The organism is Micromonospora sp. NPDC093277, assembly GCF_044765245.1.
Classification (GTDB): domain Bacteria; phylum Actinomycetota; class Actinomycetes; order Mycobacteriales; family Micromonosporaceae; genus Micromonospora.
In genome coordinates this window covers 58590-77533 of the sequence record NZ_JBIWJO010000013.1, presented here as the reverse complement: position 1 = coordinate 77533, position 18944 = coordinate 58590, and the positions used below count along the sequence as shown (strand labels likewise).

16 protein-coding genes and 1 pseudogene are annotated in these 18944 nt (G+C 73.2%); 6 read left to right on the top strand and 11 right to left on the bottom strand.

Features of this window, described 5'->3' with window-relative positions; genetic code table 11:
• Window positions 1-47: 47 nt before the first annotated feature.
• On the bottom strand, window positions 48-1208 hold the full coding sequence (locus ACIRG9_RS25605; RefSeq protein WP_402860818.1) for a CapA family protein: 1161 nt from the start codon (window positions 1206-1208) through the stop codon (window positions 48-50).
• Between the two features lie 106 nt (window positions 1209-1314).
• Window positions 1315-1977 (bottom strand): adenosylcobinamide amidohydrolase, encoded by a 663-nt coding sequence (locus tag ACIRG9_RS25600; protein ID WP_402861109.1) that lies wholly within the window; start codon window positions 1975-1977, stop codon window positions 1315-1317.
• A gap of 129 nt (window positions 1978-2106) precedes the next feature.
• Here ACIRG9_RS25600 and ACIRG9_RS25595 point away from each other — a divergent pair, with 129 nt between their 5' ends.
• Entirely contained in the window at window positions 2107-2784 is a 678-nt protein-coding gene (locus ACIRG9_RS25595) for a Crp/Fnr family transcriptional regulator (RefSeq protein ID WP_402860815.1), read from the top strand.
• Window positions 2785-2906: 122 nt separating this feature from the next.
• Window positions 2907-3650 (top strand): metallophosphoesterase family protein, encoded by a 744-nt coding sequence (locus ACIRG9_RS25590; protein ID WP_402860812.1) that lies wholly within the window; start codon window positions 2907-2909, stop codon window positions 3648-3650.
• A 249-nt stretch (window positions 3651-3899) separates the two neighbouring features.
• Here ACIRG9_RS25590 and ACIRG9_RS25585 read toward each other — a convergent pair whose 3' ends face one another.
• From ACIRG9_RS25585 to ACIRG9_RS25550, 8 genes are all read right to left on the bottom strand, one after another.
• Window positions 3900-4361 carry a hypothetical protein gene (locus tag ACIRG9_RS25585; protein ID WP_402860809.1) on the bottom strand — a complete coding sequence of 154 codons (462 nt, stop codon included), beginning with the start codon at window positions 4359-4361 and terminating at the stop codon, window positions 3900-3902.
• A 91-nt stretch (window positions 4362-4452) separates the two neighbouring features.
• Window positions 4453-5961, bottom strand: a complete 1509-nt coding sequence (locus ACIRG9_RS25580; RefSeq protein WP_402860807.1) for a serine/threonine-protein kinase — start codon at window positions 5959-5961, stop codon at window positions 4453-4455.
• 30 nt (window positions 5962-5991) lie between these two features.
• Window positions 5992-6462 (bottom strand): hypothetical protein, encoded by a 471-nt coding sequence (locus ACIRG9_RS25575; protein ID WP_402860805.1) that lies wholly within the window; start codon window positions 6460-6462, stop codon window positions 5992-5994.
• Between the two features lie 203 nt (window positions 6463-6665).
• The gene (locus ACIRG9_RS25570) at window positions 6666-10247 is read right to left on the bottom strand and encodes an adenylate/guanylate cyclase domain-containing protein (RefSeq protein WP_402860803.1); all 3582 of its coding nucleotides are present in this window, start codon (window positions 10245-10247) and stop codon (window positions 6666-6668) included.
• On the bottom strand, window positions 10244-11038 hold the full coding sequence (locus ACIRG9_RS25565; RefSeq protein WP_402860800.1) for an MBL fold metallo-hydrolase: 795 nt from the start codon (window positions 11036-11038) through the stop codon (window positions 10244-10246). The genes ACIRG9_RS25570 and ACIRG9_RS25565 overlap by 4 nt, the downstream gene beginning before the upstream one ends.
• Before the next feature lie 129 nt (window positions 11039-11167).
• Complete coding sequence (locus ACIRG9_RS25560) at window positions 11168-11629, bottom strand: RidA family protein (protein ID WP_402860797.1); 462 nt, start codon at window positions 11627-11629, stop codon at window positions 11168-11170.
• A 5-nt stretch (window positions 11630-11634) separates the two neighbouring features.
• Window positions 11635-11790 carry a DUF4177 domain-containing protein gene (locus ACIRG9_RS25555; RefSeq protein ID WP_013736319.1) on the bottom strand — a complete coding sequence of 52 codons (156 nt, stop codon included), beginning with the start codon at window positions 11788-11790 and terminating at the stop codon, window positions 11635-11637.
• A 61-nt stretch (window positions 11791-11851) separates the two neighbouring features.
• Window positions 11852-12301 (bottom strand): hypothetical protein, encoded by a 450-nt coding sequence (locus tag ACIRG9_RS25550; protein WP_402860786.1) that lies wholly within the window; start codon window positions 12299-12301, stop codon window positions 11852-11854.
• A gap of 624 nt (window positions 12302-12925) precedes the next feature.
• On the opposite strand from ACIRG9_RS25550, the pseudogene ACIRG9_RS25545 reads away from it, so the two are divergent.
• The 3 genes and pseudogenes from ACIRG9_RS25545 to ACIRG9_RS25535 all read left to right on the top strand — a co-directional run.
• A pseudogene (locus ACIRG9_RS25545) lies at window positions 12926-13489 on the top strand (hypothetical protein); the annotation flags it as partial.
• A 26-nt stretch (window positions 13490-13515) separates the two neighbouring features.
• Window positions 13516-14493 carry an ArsA-related P-loop ATPase gene (locus ACIRG9_RS25540; RefSeq protein WP_402860783.1) on the top strand — a complete coding sequence of 326 codons (978 nt, stop codon included), beginning with the start codon at window positions 13516-13518 and terminating at the stop codon, window positions 14491-14493.
• A gap of 53 nt (window positions 14494-14546) precedes the next feature.
• Window positions 14547-15698, top strand: a complete 1152-nt coding sequence (locus ACIRG9_RS25535; protein ID WP_402860780.1) for an ArsA family ATPase — start codon at window positions 14547-14549, stop codon at window positions 15696-15698.
• Between the two features lie 34 nt (window positions 15699-15732).
• On the opposite strand, the gene ACIRG9_RS25530 is transcribed toward ACIRG9_RS25535, so the two are convergent.
• A complete protein-coding gene (locus ACIRG9_RS25530) occupies window positions 15733-16053 on the bottom strand; it encodes a WhiB family transcriptional regulator (protein WP_402860777.1) in 321 nt (106 codons plus the stop codon).
• A 404-nt stretch (window positions 16054-16457) separates the two neighbouring features.
• Between ACIRG9_RS25530 and ACIRG9_RS25525 the strand changes: the two genes are divergently transcribed.
• A complete protein-coding gene (locus ACIRG9_RS25525; protein ID WP_402860774.1) occupies window positions 16458-18899 on the top strand; it encodes a penicillin-binding protein in 2442 nt (813 codons plus the stop codon).
• Window positions 18900-18944 lie beyond the last annotated feature (45 nt).

Sequence of the window (18944 nt, the reverse complement as noted above, 5' to 3'; positions counted from 1 at the left end):
TCGCCGGTACGACCTCCCGGCGTGGCCCACGCGCGGGATGGGGCCTGCTACGCGCCCGGCGCCGTGATCCGGCCGTCGGTGTCGAGCCGGGCGCCGGTCTTCGGGAAGTCCGCCTGGCTCATCTGCCGGACCAGCCCGAGGCCGCGCTGCTGCCGGTCGATCGCCGGCCGCCCCACGCCGTTCATCACCGTCGAGGTGAACTCGCCCTCGACGAAGCTGCCGTCCGCCGCGAGCGAGACCTTCAGCACGCCGCCCCAACCGAGCCGGCCGGCGCTGTTCAGCGACTTCCCGCCACCGGCGAAGTTGCCCAGGCTGTACGCGATCAGGCGCCCCTTGTAGAACTCCATGCCGCGCAGCACGTGCGGGCTGTGCCCGATGACCAGGTCGGCGCCCGCGTCGATCACCGCGTGCGAGAAGCGGAGCGGGTCGCCCCGGTTCTCCCCGGCGTAGATCTCGGTACCCGGCTTGACGTGCGTCTTGTCGATGCCCTCGGCCCCCATGTGCACCTGCACCACGACCAGGTCGGCCTGCTCGGCGGCCCGGGCGACCACCTTCTTGGCCGCCCCGATGTCGGTGAGGCTGTTCGACCAGGCGTAACCCGAGAAGCCCAGCACCGCGACCCGCACGCCCTTCACCTCGACCACGGTGATCTCGTCGGGCGCACCGGTGTGCTTGAGTCCGTGTTCCTCCAACGCGGCCTGGGTGTTCTTGTAGCCCTGCGGGCCGTAGTCGTAACCGTGGTTGTTGGCCTGGTTGAGCAGCTCGAACCCGGCGTCGCGCAGGTGCGCCGCGTAGCTGGGGGGCGCCCGGAACTGGTAGCAGTCCGTCGCGTCGGCCCCGCACTTGCCGGTGCCGGTGTCCTCGGTGAGCGGCTCCTCCAGGTTGCCCATCACCAGGTCGCCCTTGAGCGCGGCCTTGACGTCGTCGAAGAAGCCCTTCCCCCCGTTGGCCGGCAGCCGGGACGGGGCGTTGCCCATGATCACATCGCCGGTCGCGGTCAACGAGACGGACTGCGGGGACCTGGCGGGCTGGGTGGCGTCGACGGGGACCGCCGAGCCGCTCGGCGCGCCTCCGTCGCTCGCCTGCCAGACCGGCCCGCTAGCGCCGGCGTCGCTGCAACCGGCGACGAGCAGTGCGAACAGCAGTATGCCGAGGGCGGCGGCCCGGCGACGCCGGGCACGGAACGGGGAGGGGGCGGGAGCGTACATCGTCCGCGACGGTACCGTGTGGGAATCAGCCTGGCGATGGCCGATCGGTCGAAAAAGGCGGCCGGTCGAGCGTGGACCGCCGGCTCGGCCCGCCCCGGCGGCCAACTCAGCCCGCCTGCCGGTCGGACCAGGGGACGACCGCACCGACGCCACCGGCCCGGACGGCCGCGTGCACGGCCCGGGCCAGCGGCGCGCCCCAGGTCGACCGGGGGCCGCCGTACGCGGCGGGCTCGCCGTCGGCCGGGCAGAGCACGGTGACGGCGTCGGTGGGCGTGCCGGTGGCCGCCAGCCCCAGCTCCCAGATCGCCTGCGCCTTCGCCTCGGTGGCCGTCGCCACCGCGTTGACCAGGGCGGCCTCGCCGAGCCGGGCCGGGACGTACACCACGATGTTGACCGTGCCGACCCGCTGGGCCGGGGTCGCGGGCTCGGGCGCGGCGGCCCAGACCGGGGTGCCGAGCCCGACCGTCGCCCAGACCCGCACGCCGGTGTCGGCCCGTGCCACCACCTCGGCCACGTCGACCCCGGTCAGCAGCCCCACCCCGGGTCCGGCCAGGCCCAGGCCGTCGGCCAGCTCGGCCAGGTGGTCCGCCGGGTCGTCCCGGTCGTACGACATCGGCACGGTCGCGTTGACCACCCACCGGCGTACGCCGATCCCGCCGCCGAGCGGGGCGGTGCCGACCGCCAGCAGCGGCTCGTCGGCCCGCCAGGCCAGCAATGGGATGTTCCATCCGTCCTCGTCACGGGTGGTCAGGAATGGCTCGCGCAGCACGTCCCAGAGCCTACGTTCCAAGGGGTGCACCTCTGATTCCTGCTCACGTGCGCCTAGACTGGCTGCGCGCGAGGGATCAGCGGACGGCGGACCCGGCCGACGGACGGCACGCGCAGGCGGAGGTGCGCGATGGACGAGGTACTGGCCCGCAGCGGGATCTTCCAGGGTGTCGACCCGGAGGCTGCCGAGGCGCTCGCCAAGGAGATGGAGACGATCGAGGTCCGCAAGGGCGAGGTCGTCTTCAACGAGGGCGAGCCTGGTGACAGCCTCTACATCCTCCTGACCGGCAAGATCAAGGTGGGTCGCCGCGCGGCGGACGGCCGGCAGAACCTGATCGCCGTGATGGGCCCGTCGGACATGGTCGGCGAGCTGTCGCTCTTCGACCCCGGCCCGCGTACGGCGACGGCCACCGCGGTGACCGACACCCGGCTGGTGCGGCTGCGCAAGCAGGCGCTGCGGCCGTGGCTGAACAACCGGCCGGAGATCGCCGAGCAGCTGCTGCGGGTGCTCGCCCGCCGGCTGCGCCGCACCAACGACTCGTTGGCCGACCTGATCTTCACGGACGTGCCGGGCCGGGTCGCCAAGAACCTGCTCCAGATGGCCGGCCGGTTCGGCACCCGCGACGGTGGCGTGCTGCGGGTGACCCACGACCTGACCCAGGAAGAGATCGCCCAGCTGGTCGGCGCCTCCCGGGAGACCGTCAACAAGGCCCTGGCGGATTTCGCCTCGCGCGGCTGGCTGCGGCTGGACGGCAAGAGCATCATCATCCTCGACCCGGAGCGCCTGGCCCGCCGCGCCCGCGTCTGACCTCCGCACCCGACCACCCCGGCATGGGTGTCCCGGTCGGTGGGGCCGGGCACCCAGCCGGATCGGTCTGCCCGTCGCAGAATCGCTGGACCGGACCGATCGGATCGAGGGACGCTCGGGCGATGCTCGAACGTGTCGCGGTGCTCTCCGACATTCACGGCGTACTGCCTGCGCTGGAGGCCGTCCTGGCCGAACCGGACGTGGCCGCCGCCGACCTGATCGTGCTCACCGGTGACCTCGCCGCCGGTCCACAGCCGGTCGAGGTGCTGGACCTGCTCGCCGAACTCGGCGACCGGGCCCGCTGGGTACGCGGCAACGCCGACCGCGAACTGGTCGAGGCACGGGCCGGACGGGTCAGCCCGGTCGAGGTCTCGAACTGGGCCGCCGCGCAGCTCCGGGACGACCAGGTGGCCCGGCTGGCCACGCTGCCACTGACCGTCACCCTGCCGGTGGCCGGCCTCGGCGACGTGCTCTTCTGCCATGCCACGCCCCGGAACGACGAGGAGGTCGTGCTGGTCGACTCCCGGCTCGACCGCTGGGCCGAGGTGTTCACCGGCCTGCCGACCGAGGTCGGCACGGTGGTCTGCGGGCACACCCACATGCCGTTCACCCGACTCGTCGACCGCCGCCTGGTGATCAACCCGGGCAGTGTCGGCATGCCGTACGGCGGGGCGGGTGCCTGGTGGGCGCTGCTCGGTCCGGGCGTGGAACTGCGCCGGACCCGGTACGACGTGGCCGCCGCCTGCGCCCGGGTGTCGTCCGAGTCGGCGTTCCCGGACGCCGCCGCCTGGGCCGACGAGTACCTGCGCTCCCGCAACTCGGACGCGGACGCGCTCGTGGCCTTCGGCCCGCGTGACGGCCGCTGACACCGTCGGCGGCGGCAGCGACGGAAGGCCCGCCGAGTTCGGCTGACCGGTCCGGGGTGCGGCGGGTGCCCGATCACCCGCCGCACCCCGGGGGTCGGTCGAGGAGTCCTCGACCCCCGCCACTCTAGGGAGCAACGCCAACGAAGGGCACCCGCCGAACGCGGATCAATGCGACAAATTGCCGACTGATGTAACGAAAATTTCTCGCTCGACGCTTTTAGCGCCGCCGCGCGGGACCGAAGCAGCCGGCTATTCGACGCCGACGAACCAGGAGGGCGCCGGGGCGGTGCCAGCACCCTCAAGGTCGGGGACGTACGCGTCGGCCACCTGCCAGCCGCTGTCGCCCTCGGCCAGCAGCAGGAACCCGTCGATCTCGCTGGCCGGGGCACCGATCCCCCACACCTCACCAAGGTCCACGGTGGCCTTCTTCAATCCGCAGACGCCGCGCGGGTCCGGTTTGGCGGTCCCGCAGTCGCCGACGTACCGGCTGCCCTTCGGGTAGTGCGCGGTCACGTACCGGGCCATGGCCTGCTCGAACGTCACGCGCTCCACCTCCTTCGACGGGGTGGCCACGGCCGTGGGGTCGGACACGGTGGCGACCGGGTCGGGTGGGGACCAGGTCCGGGACCCCGTCGACGGCTCCGCCGATCCACAGCCGGCCAGTGCGGCCACCATCAGCAGGGCCACAAGGGGTCGGGAAACCCGATCCACGGACGTTCTCCTCTCCTCGACGAGAGGATCTTGACACGCTGGCGGCGATCGATTCCGGGGCGGTCCCGGCAGTAGCGGACGACGCGCGGGCTCAGCGACCGGTGAGGGTCGGCACGGCGAGTGCGTCCACCCCCCGCCCGGCCAGGCAGCGATAACTGCGGTCGGCATCCGAACCGGACGGCGGCAGCACCTCCAGGTTCCAGCCGGCCGCCTCGCTGAGGCCACTGGCGAGTTGGAAGGTGTGGACGTTGCAGACCTGCTGGACGTCCGGGTCGGCGGCGACCGCCGCGTGGCCGGCCTCGGCCAGCGTCGCGGGCAGGTCGCCCACAGCGTACGTCTCCCAGGTGTGCCGGCCGTCGCACCGCACCCGGGCCGCCTCGGCCCGGTCGCGGCGGAGCCGTACCGGCCCGAAACACTCCAGCTCGGACGCGCACCGGGCACCGGACGGCAGGCGCACCCCGCCGGCCGCACAGCCCGGCAGGGCCTTCGGCCCGGTCGGGTCGACGATCCCGGTGGCCACCGACGTCGGCGGGTCGGCACTCGACAGGCCGCCGGCGAGCCAGGCTCCCGCACCGGCGGAGGCGGCGGCCAGTGCGAGCACCCCCGCGCCGAAGAACCAGCGACGTGGCCACCGCCGGTCGCGCGCGGTCACGGCCGGGCGGCCGTCCTCCGCCGCCGGGCGCGGCGCCGGCTGCCCCGTCCGGCCCACGGCGTACGGCCCACCGGTGCCGGGACCGGCGTAGAACGGCAGGCCGCTGACCGGGGCCGCGCCGGGGTCGATCGGCAGCGCGGCGAGCATGCCGCCCAGTTCGACGGCGGACGGGCGTTCCCCGGGATCGTTGGACATGCCGAGCCGTAGCACGTCGATCAGCTCTTCGGGCACCCCGGGCAGGCCGGGAATCGGCTGGTTGAACATCTCCAGCACGGTGACCAGGCTCGGGTTGCGCTCCGACTGCCAGCGCGGCGGCCGGCCGTGCATCACCGCGTAGAGGGTGGCGCAGAGCGCGTAGACGTCGACCGCCGGCGACGGCGGGCTGTGGTTGAACATCTCCGGCGGCGCGTACGCCGGAGTGAGCACCTCCAGGGTGACCGAGGCGTCGCGCACCTCGGCCAGCACCGCCAGCCCGAAGTCGGCCAGCACCGCCGGGTTGAAGTGGGAGTAGAGGATGTTGGCCGGTTTCACGTCCCGGTGCAGCACCCCGGCCGCGTGCGAGTGGGCCAGCGCGTCGGCGATCTTGACGCCGAGGTCGCGGGCCTCCACCGGGCCCAGCGGCGAGTTACGCATCCGCTCCGCGTACGACCCGTCGCAGAGCTCCATGATCAGGTAGGGATGGCGGTCGACGGTGACCCCGACGTCGAAGAGGTCGACCACGTGCGGGTGGGAGGACATCTTGCCGGCGGCCCGCGCCTCGCGCAGGAAGCGCGCCTGGTCCCGCTCGCTGCCCAGCGTGCGGTTCTCCACCTTGACCGCGACCTCGCGCCCCACTGAGATCTGGGTGGCCCGGTAGACGGTGGCGTAGCCCCCTCGGGCAAACACCCCCAGATCGGTCAGACCGGGCACGATGGGTAGCCGCAGGGCGCCGGGCGGGGTCTCGGTCACGGGTCGAAAATACCCAACGATCCTGGTCGCTCAGTGCGCCGTGTCGGCCGCCGGCACGGAGCCCGACCCGGCGCCGACGGCGTCCGGCGTGCCGCCGGCGGCCGCCCGACGGGCGTCCCACCAGAGGCCGGCGGCCGTCGCGGCCGCGCCCAGCCCCTCCCAGGCGGCCACCGAGAAGAACCGACCCGGGGCCACCTCGGTGAGGACCGCGATGCTGAACACGGTGAACGTCAACAGCCGGAACCAGACCGTGAACCGGTAGAACGGCCGCCACTCGGTGGCGGCGGCGAGCAGGTAGTAGACCCCCATGTTGAACGAGGCCATCGAGGACGCGGTGAGGAACGTGCCGGTGTAGTCGCCCGGGGCCCGTACGGCCGGCGTCTCGAAGCCGAGCATCCGCAGCTGGGCCTCCGGCCAGATCAGCCCGAGCGCGCCGAGCAGCAGCGCCAGGAGCCCGAAGACAGCCATCGTCCAGCCGGCGCCCGAACGCGGCAGCCTCATGCTTCCTCCCCCACCCGCGACCGCCGATCTGGACGGCCCTCGTCGGCCCCCACGCTATCGACCGCCCCCGACACCCCGCATCCCCGGAACCGCCAAACCTGTGCCGGCACGGCACCCGCGCCCGCCCGGGCGGCCCGCGGATTCATCGAAAAATCAACCACGCGACGGCCGCCGTTCCCGGAACCTGCGCGGATCGGAGCCGGTCAGGGCAGGGCGAGGCGGGCGCGGAGGCTGTCGGCGACCGCCCGCTCGCTGCGCTGCTCGGTGGCGTACGCCAGGCGGACCGCCTCCTCGGCGCTGGCGAGCGCCTCGACCGGGCGACCGCAGGCGGCCAGCGCCTCGGCCAGCACACAGGCCCCGATCACCTGGCTGCGGACGTCCTCGGCCGGGGCGGCCACGGCCCGCTGCGCCCAGTCCAGCGCCTGCTCACGCTGGCCGTGGGCGAGCAGCGCGGACGCGTACCGGGCCATCGTCTGGCGGCGGGAGAAGAGCAGCGACGGGGTGTGGGCGGCGGCCGTGGCGACCGGGGCGAGCAGCCCCACCGCGGTCGCCGAGTCATCGGCGGCGAGCCGGGCCATGGCGAGCAGCACCCGCGGCCCCACCTGGGCGGGGGCCTGCGGATTGTGCGGCTCCACGGTGGTCAGCACCGACCGGGCCTCCCGCTCGGCGGTCTCCCGGTCGCCCAGTTCCAGGGCCACGAACCCGCGCAGCGTGCCGGCCATTCCGGTGAGCAGCGGGTGCGACGTCCGGTGGGCGTACCCGAGGGCGTCGGTGAGCAGGTCCGCGGCGTGTTCGGGGGCACCCAGCCCGCGCGCCACCACCCCGCGGACGACCAGCGCGAAACCCTGCCCCCAGTCGTCGCCGACCTCGGCGAACTCCCGGTACGCCTGGCGCGCTCCCCGGTCCGCCTCGGCCAGCTCGCCCACCTCGGCGGTGGCGTACGCCTCGACCGCCCGAAGCGTGCCGACCGCCCACGCCTCACCGACCCGCTCGCCGAACGGCAGGAAGACCCGCGCCATCCGGCTGGCCTCCCGCAACCGGCCGGCGAGCAGCCGGGCGAACGCGGTGGTGCCGCGCAACCAGGCCCGCCCGTACGGGTCCTTCAGCTCGGCGAAGAGCCGGGCGGCCCGGCCGAGCACCGCGTCGGTGCCGGCGAAGTCGCCGCGGGTGGTGGTGACCCAGGCCAGGTTCTGCAACGACCAGGCCTGCCCGCGCAGATCCCGAACGGAGAGGCTCACCTGGTAGGAGGCGGCGAGCCGGCTGCTCGCCTGGCTCAGCCGGCCGGCGATGAAGTCGGCCATGCCGAGCCGGCGCATCGCCGAGGCGCGCATCGCGGGCAGCCCGGCCGCGGTGGCCACCTGCAACGCCTCCTGCCAGCAGCGCACCGCCCGGTCGGCGTCACCCACGGTCTGGTGGGCCTGCCCGGCGAGCAGCAGGGCGCTGGCCCGGCTGGCCGCCGACTCTCCGGCGTTGGCGGCGATCTTCTCGGCCGAGGCGAGGGCGTCACCCGGGCGGCCGATCTGGAGCAACGCCCGGGCGTGCACCACCTGGTCGGCCAGCGGCATCCCGTCCCGGGCCAGCTCGGCGGCGCGTTCGGCGTACTCGACCGCCAGGGCCGGCTCCCCGGAGCGCAGCGCGCGGCGGGCGGCCCGGCCGAGCGCGGCCGCGCCCAGCGGGGCCACCGCGCGGGCGGGCGCGTCGGGGCGGAGCTTCACCGCGTCGGCGAGCGTCGCGGCCCGCTCGACATGCTCGGCGACGAACTCGTCCCGGGCGGCCTCGGTGAACCCGCCGGCCGGGGGCGTGGCGGCGTCGACGCTCTCCGGAGCGGCCCAGCGGGCCAGCGCGGCGTGCCGCTCGGCCAGCTCGGCCTTGCTCACCCCGGCGTACGCGGCCTCCCGCATCAACGGGGTCGCGAACGCGTACCCGGTGCGGCTGCGGTGCAGCATCCGGCGTTGCAGCAGCTCCTCCACCGCGCGGTCCAGTTCGACCGCGGCCACCGCCGCCGGGCGGCCGTCCCGCCCGCCGCGCTGCTCGCGGAGCGCCTCCAGCGCGCCGGTCGGCACGGTGTCACCGACCACCGCGGCGTCACGCAGCACCGACCGGGCGTCCGGCGGCAGCGCGTCGATCCGCGCCGCGAGCACGGCGGCCAGGTCCCGGGAGAGCAGCCGGCTGCCCAGCGAGCCGGGGGCGAGCCGCCAGCCGACCGGCGGGTTCCGGTCCGGGCCGGGGGTCAGTGCCCCGCGTTCCATCAGCAGGGTGACCAGCTCGGCCAGGTAGAACGGGTTGCCCTGGGCGGTGGCCAGCAGCCGGTCGGCGTCGGCCTGCGACAGCTTGCCGCCGCCGAGGTAACTGGTGAGCAGCCGGGCGGCGTCCGCGCCACGCAGCGGGGGCAGCGCGTGCACCTCCGCGTCCGCGACCCGGGTCAGCGCGCCGGCGGTCCGTACCAGCTCGGGGCGGCCGAGCAGCAGCACCAGCACCGGGCCGGTGAGGCGGGAGAGGGCCAGCCCGAGCGCGTTGATCGTCTCGGCGGTGGCATCGTGCAGGTCGTCCACGACGACCATCAGGGGCGCCTCGACGGCGAGCGCGCTGAGCAGGTCGGCGACCGCGTTCGGCACCGCCTCGGCGTCCGGGTGCGCGGTGGCCGCGTTCCATTCGCCGCTCTCGGCGGCGGCGGGGAGTTCGGCGTACCCGAGCAGGGCCAGCAGCTGGTCGACGGCGACCGGGGGCGGGTCGCCGGGGATCCGGCTCAGCCGCTGCCCGAGCCGGCGCAGCCGCTCCTCGACGGCCGGCCGGGTGACCGCGGTGGCGGCGTCGTTGGGCAGGCCGACCGCCGCCCGCACCAGGTCGGCCAGGGGGGCCAGCCGGCGGCGCTCGCCGAACGCGGCGCAGCGCACCGAGAGCACCCGGGCACCGGTGTGTGCCGCGTAGCGGCCGGCGCCGACGTCGTAGCCGGCGGCGAGGCGTTCCACTTCGGCGGCGAACCGGGACTTGCCGATCCCCGCCTCGGCGGTCATCAGCAGCACCCGGGGTTCGCTCCGGTCGATCACCTCGGCGAGCCGGCCGGCGATCCGGCCGATCTCGGTCTCCCGGCCCACGAAGGGCGCCTCGTCGCCGAGCCCGGACCGGGTGCCCGGCGCGTCCAGGAGACCCAGCAGCTCGTACGCCTCGACCGGCTCGCGCTTGCCCTTGAGCCGCAGCGGGCGCAGCGCCCGCCAGGAGGCGACGTGCCGGGTGGCGGCGGCGGTCCGGGCGCCCGCATAGACCGCTCCGACGGCGGCGGCGTCGGCCAGCCGGGCGGCCGTGTTCACCGTGTCGCCGATGACCGTGTATTCGATCGCCGCCTGGATGCCGGCGATCACGTCACCGGTGTTCAGCCCGACACGCAGGCCGAGCGGCGCGCCGCCGCCGCGCTCGTCGTCGAGCACCCGGCGGACGGCCCGCTGCATGGAGAGCGCGGCCCGCACCGCCCGCTCGGCGTCGTCCTCGTGCGCGACGGGTGCCCCGAAGACGGCCATGATCCCGTCACCGGTGAGCTTGTCGACGTGCCCGCCGAAGGTCTTGACCGAGCCGGCCAGGGCGGCGAGCACGCGGTCGGTGACCGCGCCGACCCGTTCCGGGTCGAGGTCCTCCGACCAGGAGGTGAAGTCGGAGAGATCGCCGAAGAGCACGGTGACCACCCGCCGCTCGGCGGCGGGCAGGATCGCGGCGGCCGGCAGCGCGGCACCGCAGTTGTGGCAGAACCGCGCGCCGGGTACGGCGACGGTCCCGCACACCGGGCAGGTCACGGCTGCTCCACCCCGAGGTATTCGAGCTGGGCGCGGACCGACCACTCGGCCGCCCACCAGAGCGACCGGTCGACATCGGCGTAGACCTTGGCGACCACCTCGGGCGCGGTGGTCGCACCCGCGGTCACGGCGGCGCGGACCTGGTCGAGCCGGGCCCGCCGGTGGGCCAGGTAGAACTCGGCCGCCGCGGCGCAGTCGGCCAGCGCCGGGCCGTGCCCCGGCAGTGCCGGGATTCCCCGGTACGCCGAGAGCAGCTCCAGGCTCGACAGATAGTCACCGAGGTGTCCGTCCGGGTGGGCGACCACGGTGGTGCCCCGCCCAAGGATGGTGTCGCCGGTCAGCACCACCCGCTCGTCGCCGTGCTCGACCAGGAAACAGACCGAGTCGGCGGTGTGCCCGGGGGTCGGTACGACCCGGATGGTGAGGCCGCCGGTCAGCACGGCACCCGGCGCCAGCGGCGCACCGCCGATGGTGTGCGCCGGGTCGGCGGACCGGACGGGCGCCCCGCCGAGCAGCTCGTGCGCGCGGGCCGAGCCCTCGGTGTGGTCCGGGTGCCCGTGGGTGATCAGCACGGACCCGACCGGCCCGTGCGCCGCGATCGCGGCCAGGTGGCCTTCGTCGGCCGGGCCCGGGTCGACGACGACCGCCTGCTCGGCGCCGGGGGCCCGGAGCACCCAGGTGTTGGTGCCGTCGAGGGTCATCGGCCCCGGGTTCGGCGCGCGCAGCAGCGTCACCCATCCCGGCAGCTCGTCCGCGAGGGCACCTGCCGCCCCGGTCACATGCCCGCCCATGGCAGCGATCGTACGACCCCGCCCGCCACTCCCCGCGATCTTGCAATCTCGACCGCTGATTTGTGGTCGTTCACGGCATTCTCGCCGGTGGACCAGCAAGATCGCGGGGAACGGAACGGGGCGGGCGGGTCAGCTGACCTCGACGATGACCTCGACCTCGACGGGGGCGTCGAGGGGAAGCTCGGCGACACCGACGGCGCTGCGCGCGTGCCGGCCGGCCTCACCGAAGACCGCGAGGAACAGGTCGGAGGCGCCGTTGATCACGCCCGGCTGGCCGGTGAAGCCCGGCGCGCTGGCCACGAAGCCGGCCAGCTTCACGATCTTCACGACGCTCCCCAGGCCGACCAGCGAGTCGATCGCCGCGATCGCGTTCAACGCGCACCGCTGCGCCAGGTCCTTCGCCTGCTCGGCGGAGACGCCGGCGCCGACCTTGCCGGTGGCGAGCAGTTTGCCCTCGGCCATCGGCAACTGGCCGGACACGTAGACGTGCTGCCCCGACTGGATGGCCGGCACGTAGCTGGCCACCGGAGGCACCACCTCGGGCAGGGTCAGGCCCAGCTCGGCGAGCTTCGCGTGCGGTCCGTTCGCCATGCCGCTCACGCCTTCGGCCGCTTGAGGTAGGCGACGAGCTGCTCCGGGTTCGGGCCGGGAACCACGGAGACCAGCTCCCAGCCGTCCTCGCCCCAGTTGTCGAGGATCTGCTTGGTCGCATGGACCAGCAGCGGCACCGTGGCGTACTCCCACTTCTGCATGCGTGACGGCTCCCTTGCCTGGCATGTACTTCGGTCAGCCACAGCCTACGATCCGCCGGTGCTACCGAGGCACGGGACGCTGCTCGGGCGTCGTGGGCGGCTCGCCACAGGGGCCGTCGTGGCCGTAACGCTGGGGGCAGCGGGAGCGGTCGGGCAGCAGCAGGTCGCAGAAGACCCGGTGCTGGTTGTTCTGATCGTCGCTGGTGGAGACCGTCGTCTCGCCGGCGTCCAACTCGCGAAGGAAGCCGAGCGAGGTGGCCACATTGCCGGCCAGCGCGGTCGCCGCCGCCAGGTCGGCGACCCGGATCGGCAGGTGGATGACGTAGCCGGGCGAGTCGTCGTCCCGGCCCCGCTCACCGGCACGGACCAGCGTGCGGATCACCTCGGCCGGCGGCCGGTACGTTCGCTCGTTGGGCGGCAGTTCCGTGCCCGACGCCTCGGCGCCGCCGTTCCGCCCGGCCCGCCCACCGGGGCGGAACTGCCCTCGAGGAGTGTTCTCCGCGTCGCGCATACCTTGCCTCCGGGCGTCGTACCTGCTCAGAATCACCGTCGTCCGGCGCTGACTCGCCGGCGGTCCGTCCCCCGCGTCGCGACGAAACTAGGACCCGGGGGAGAGTCCCGGCAACGGGACGCGCAGGTCCGATCACATCGAGTCACATATGCGACAGAGCCCGCATCGGAGAGGCAACGGCATTCTCCCGTTCATCGACGCAGGCCCCGCGTCCGACCGGGTACGCGGGGCGGACCGGGCCCCCACCGACCGCTACCCTTCGGGCTGGACGGGCATCCGCGCTCGCCCGCCACACCCGACCACGCACAGGCCGCCATCGGGCGGCGACGGCACCGCACCCCGGGGGAAGACATGACCCAACCGCCCATCGGTGGCGCCACCGGCTCGCCCGACGGTCCGTCCCACCCCGAGCCGCACGGCGGCACCGTCCCGCCTCCCCCGGCAGCCTTTCCCCCGCCGCCCGGATCCGGCCACCCGCCGTACCAGGACCCGGCCGCGCCGTACCAGCCGAGCCCGGCCGCGCCGTACCAGAATCCGGCCGCGCCGTATCAGCAGAACCCGGCGGGGCCGTACCAGAACCCGGCGGGGCCGTACCAGGACCCGGCGGCGCCGTATCAGCAGAACCCGGCGGGGCCGTACCAGAACCCGGCGGCGCCATACCAGCAGAACCCGGCCGGGCCGTACCAGAACCCGGCCGGGCCGTACCAGAACCCGGCCGGGCCGGATCAGAATCCGGCTCCGCCGAAGAAGCGGCGCGGGGTGCTGATCGCCTCGATCGTGCTGGCCGCGGCGATCCTGCTCTGTGGCGGTGGCGGCACGGCCGCCTTCCTCACCCTGCGCAAGGCCGAGGAGGGCCAGGGCGCGAAGGAGCCGGCCGTCGCGGTGGACGGCTTCCTCAAGGCGATCTACCACGACCAGGACGCCAGGAAGGCGGCCACCTTCGTCTGCTCCGCGGCCCAGGACGACAAGAAGATCGCCGCCAAGGTCGCCGAGGTACGGAAGTACTCGGAGCAGTACCAGAAGCCGCGATTCCGCTGGACCACCCCGAAGGTGGACAACCAGGCCAGCGACCGGGCGACCGTCAGCACCACGGTCAGCATGATCACCGCCGACGAGAAGATCGCCGACCAGGACCTGCACTTCATCGTGGTGCAGAAGACGGGTTGGCGGGTCTGCGAGGTCTCGTGAGCCCGGCGGCTGGGTAGGCTCGACCGGTGGCAGCAGCTGAACGGCCGGCCGAGCCCGCCGGCACCGGGTGGCCGGCCCGCCTCCACGTGGTGACTGGCAAGGGCGGCACCGGCAAGACCAGCGTCGCCGCGGCGCTGGCCCTGGGGCTGGCCGCCGGCGGCCGGCGGGCCCTGCTCGTCGAGGTGGAGGGGCGGCAGGGCATCGCCCAGCTCTTCGGCACCGACCCGCTGCCCTACGAGGAGCGGCACCTGACCGACGCCCCGGGCGGCGGCGAGGTGCTGGCGCTGGCCGTGGACGCCGAAGAGGCGCTCCTGGAGTACCTGGACATGTTCTACCGGCTCGGCGCGGCCGGCCGGGCGCTGCGCAAGCTGGGCGCCATCGACTTCGCCACCACCATCGCCCCCGGCCTGCGGGACGTGCTGCTGACCGGCAAGCTCAAGGAGGCGACCACCCGGACCTCCGGACAGCGCCGGGCGTACGACGCGGTGGTGCTGGACGCCCCGCCGACCGGGCGGATCGGCCGCTTCCTCAACGTCACCGCGGAGACCGCCCGGCTGGCCAAGGTCGGCCCGATCAAGACCCAGAGCGAGGGGGTCGCCGCGCTGCTCCGCTCGCCGATGGCCGCGGTGCACGTGGTGACCCTGCTGGAGGAGATGCCGGTCCAGGAGACGCTCGACGCGATCACCGAGCTGACCCAGCTCGGCTTCCCGGTCGGCCGGGTGATCGTGAACGGCGCCCGGCCGCCGGTGCCGGCCGGACCCGCGGTGACCGCGGCCGAGCTGAAACGGGGGCTGGCTGCCGCCGGCCTGCCGGCCGACGCGCGGACCGTGGCCGGCCTGGCCGAGGAGGCCCGGAGCCAGCAGGTACGCCGGGAGCTCGAGGACTCCCTCCGGGCCGAGCTGGGTGAGCTGGGCCTGCCCCTGACCGAGCTGCCGCTGCTCCCCGAGGGGGTCGACCGCGCGGGGTTGGAGACGCTGGCCGAGGTGCTCGTCCGGGCGGATTGACTCACACCTGCCGGCAGCGCGGGCAGAGACACCGGGTAGACCGATACGCTCGATTGGTGCCTTCCGAAGCCGCGGCGCCTGCGCTGGACGTCGACCGGATCCTCGCCGACCCCGGCGTACGGATCGTGGTCTGCTGTGGGGCGGGCGGGGTGGGCAAGACGACCACCGCGGCCGCGCTGGCGCTGCGGGCGGCCGAGCGGCACGGCCGGCGGACGGTGGTGCTCACCATCGACCCGGCCCGCCGGCTGGCCCAGTCGCTCGGCCTGACGGAGCTGGACAACACCCCGCGCCAGGTGAAGGGGATCGACGTCGAGTCCAGTGGCGGTGAGCTGCACGCCATGATGCTCGACATGAAGCGGACCTTCGACGACGTGGTGCTGGCGCACACCGATCCGGCGAAGGCGGCGGAGATCTTCGCCAACCCCTTCTACCAGGCCATGAGTTCCACCTTCGCCGGCACTCAGGAATACATGGCGATGGAGAAGCTGGGCCAGTTGCACGCCCGGGGCGAGTGGGACCTGATCGTGGTGGACACCCCGCCGTCCCGGTCGGCGCTGGACTTCCTGGACGCGCCGGCCCGGCTCTCCCGCTTCCTCGACGGCCGGATGCTGCGGCTGCTGCTCGCCCCGGCGCGTACCGGGGGGCGGAGCATGTTCAGCTTCGTCACCGCCGGCTTCGGGATGTTCTCCAAGGCCGTGCAGAAGGTGATCGGGGCGCAGATGCTCACCGACCTATCCGGTTTCGTCGCCGCGCTGGACTCGATGTTCGGCGGCTTCCGGCAGCGGGCCGAGCAGACGTACCGCATCCTCCAGGCCCGGGAGACGGCGTTCCTGCTGGTCGCGGCTCCGGAGCCGGACGCGGTGCGGGAGGCGGCCTACTTCGCGGGCCGGCTGCGCGAGGAGCGGATGCCGCTGGCCGGCCTGGTGCTCAACCGGGTGCACCGGCCGGTGGTGCCGGAGCTGAACGCGGCCGACAGCATCGCCGCGGCGGGCCGGCTGGCGCAGGAGGGTGGGCACCCGGGCACCGTCGAGGTGCTGCGGGCCCACGCCGCGTTGGCCCAGCAGGCGGAACGCGAGCTGCGGGTGGCGGCCCGGTTCACCGAGGCGTTCCCGGCGGTGCCGGCGGTGTCGGTGACGGCGCAGCCCGCCGACGTGCACGACGTCGACGGGCTGCGGACGATCGGCGAGGCGATCAGCCAGCGGTGAGCCGCCGGGACCGACCGGCCGGGCGGCTCGGTGGTCAGTTGGCCGAGGTCACCAGGACCTTGTCCCGACCGGCCTTCTCCTTGGCGTTCTTCTTCATGGCCGCCTCGAACATCTTGCGCCAGCTGGTCACCTGGGGGTGACGGCGCAGCAACGCCCGGCGTTCGCGTTCGGTCATGCCACCCCACACTCCGAACTCGATCCGGTTGTCAAGCGCGTCGGCCAGGCACTCGTACCGAACTGGGCAGCTCCGGCAGATCCGCTTCGCCACGTTCTGTTCGGCGCCCTGTACGAACAACGCGTCCGGGTCCCCGTTCTGACACGCCGCCATTGACGGCCAGTCAGCGATCATGCCCATCTGTACACGTCCCCCCTTGCATCGACCACGACTTCGCGCGACCAGCCGTCGAATTCCCCCCGGTCGTCCGGCCGGCCTCCCCCGGGGCGGCACCGGACGACATGTGGCTCTGTCGCCGCCATCATCATGCTGGGTAGTCACCCGATTACGCAACGTTGTCGGCGAAATCCATCATTCCAGACACTCCCGGCTTCCCGGGCCCTGCGCCCGCCGTCTACCCCGTCGAGGTACGTGAAAACCCTGCGCCGCTCCCCCCTTCGGGTGGAGACTTCTCGCCAGATTCACGCAACCACGCACCAGGGTTCGTGCGTTTAGCACAACGAGGTCGGCGCGCGCAGGAAATGGGGAAAAGACGCCCCAGCGCCCCTCGTTCCCTACTCGCGTACCCTGTCGAGGTGACCTGGATGCGGAAACGTGACCACAATGTGCTGACCAACGCCGCATCGCTACTCATCTGCGGCCTGCTGGCCGGCGTGGTGGTCGCGGCAGCGGCCTTCCCCGCAGTGGCGATGTCCGGACTGGCCGCCAAGGCGGGGGCCGAAACCTTCGGCGCGCTGCCGAAGGAACTGGCCGTGGCCCGCTCCCCGCAGATCACCTATCTGCTCGCCTCGGACGGCAAGACGCCGCTCGCCACCATGTACGACGAGAATCGCCACGACGTCAAGCTCAAGGACATCTCGCCGTACATGCAGAAGGCGATCGTCGCCGCCGAGGACCACAACTTCTACAAGCACAACGGCGTCGACTTCAACGGCGTGGCCCGGGCCTTCGTCAACAACAGCTCCGCCGCCAACTCGCAGCAGGGCGCGTCAACGCTGACCATGCAGTTCGTCCGGCTGGCCATCTCGTACTCGGCGACCCACCCGGCCGACGTGGTCGCCGCGACCGAGGACACCAGCGCCCGCAAGCTGCGGGAGATGTCGCTGGCCCTCCAGGTGGAGAAGGAGTTCTCCAAGGACGAGATCATGGAGCGCTACCTGAACCTCGCCGCCTTCGGCAACGGCGCGTACGGCATCTACGCGGCCAGCCAGGTCTACTTCGGCAAGCCGCCGAGCAAGCTGGACATCCAGGAGTCGGCGCTGCTGGCCGGCCTGGTGAAGGCGCCCACTGCGTTCGACCCCACCACCGCGTCCGGCTACCCCGAGGCGGTGGGGCGGCGGGACTACGTCATCGACAACATGGTGACCATCGGCGCCATCACCAAGGCCGAGGCCGACCAGGCCAAGCAGATCACGCTGAAGGTCAAGGACAAGCGCACCCCGAACGGCTGCACCGCCACGAAGGAACAGAGCTGGGGCTTCTTCTGCGACTCCTTCTACCGTTGGTGGTTGCAGCAGGAGACGTTCGGCTCCACCACGTACGACCGCGAGCGCCGGCTGAAGAGCGGCGGCTACACCATCGTCACCAGCCTCGACGTGCAGGCGCAGAAGGCCGCCGACAAGGCGGTCCGGAACAATCTGAGCGTGGACGCCACGGCCGCCCGGATGGTGGCGGTGGTCGAGCCGGGCAGCGGCCGGATCCGGGCGGTCGCGGTCAACCGCAACTTCAAGCTCGACGATCCGGACCACCCGCAGAACAAGATCTCCAGCGATCCGAAGAAGGCCAAGAAGAAGATCCGGGGCAGCCGCCCGAACACGGTGAACCCGCTGATCACCGGCGGCGGCGGGATCACCGGCTACCAGGCCGGCTCGACCTTCAAGATCTTCACCCTGGTCGCGGCGCTGGAGAAGGGCTACCCGCTCAGCTACACGATCAACGCGCCAGAGCGGTTCAAGTCGGAGTACATCATCAGCTCGAGCAACCCGGCCGCCTGCGAGGGGCACTTCTACTGCCCGGTCAACGCCAACAAGTCGATGGCCGGGGTGCACAACATGTGGAGCGCGTTCGGCTTCTCGGTCAACACCTACTTCGTCGCGTTGCAGCAACGGGTCGGCGCGGAGAACGTGGTGAAGGCCGCCCAGAAGCTCGGCATCACCTTCCGCGCCTCCAGCGACGCGGATCTCGCCAACGACAAGAACTCCGCGCACCAGTGGGGCGCGTTCACCCTGGGCGTCTCGCAGACCACCCCGCTGGAGCTGGCCAACGCGTACGCCACGCTGGCCGCCGACGGCAAGTACTGCGAGCCGATCCCGGTCCAGGAGATCCGCGACCCGGACGGCAACAAGCTCGACATCGCCAACCCGCGCTGCGAGCAGCGGATCAGCACCCAGGTGGCCCGGGCCGCCGTGGACGCCGCCCGCTGCCCGGTGGGCGACAACTCCCCGACCTCCAAGTGCGGAAGCCGCACCGCGGGCAACGTCCGCGGGATCGTCGACGCCCCGGTGGCCGGCAAGTCCGGCACCACCGACGGCGACAAGACCTCCGCCCTGGTCGCCATGACCAAGCAGTACGCGGTGGCCGGCATCGAGGCCGACCCGGACTGGCCACAGACCAGCCAGCGGATGAAGCACAACGAGGTGTCCTGGGGCATCAACCCGGCGGTCTACAACACGCTCCGCGACGCCATGGTGGGCAAGGAGCGGATCAACTTCACCCCGCCGAGCGGGAAGATCATAGAGGGCGACCAGCGCTCCATCCCCGGCGTCAAGTGCCAGTCGATCGAGACCGCCAAGTCACGGCTGCGCGGTGCCGGCTTCGAGCCGACGGTGTCCAGCAGCAAGGTGCCGTCGGAGTGCCCGGCCGGCACCGCCGCCGGCACCAGCCCGGACGGGAAGACCATCAAGGGCGGCGTGGTGACCATCGAGGTCAGCTCCGGCCAGAGCGACACGCCGACTCCCGGCAGCAGCACCGGAGCCGGCAACAGCCCGCCGCCGAACAACGGGCGTGGACCACGACCACGTAACTGATCCGGAGCAACGACAGCGGGCGGCCACCCCCTCGGGTGGCCGCCC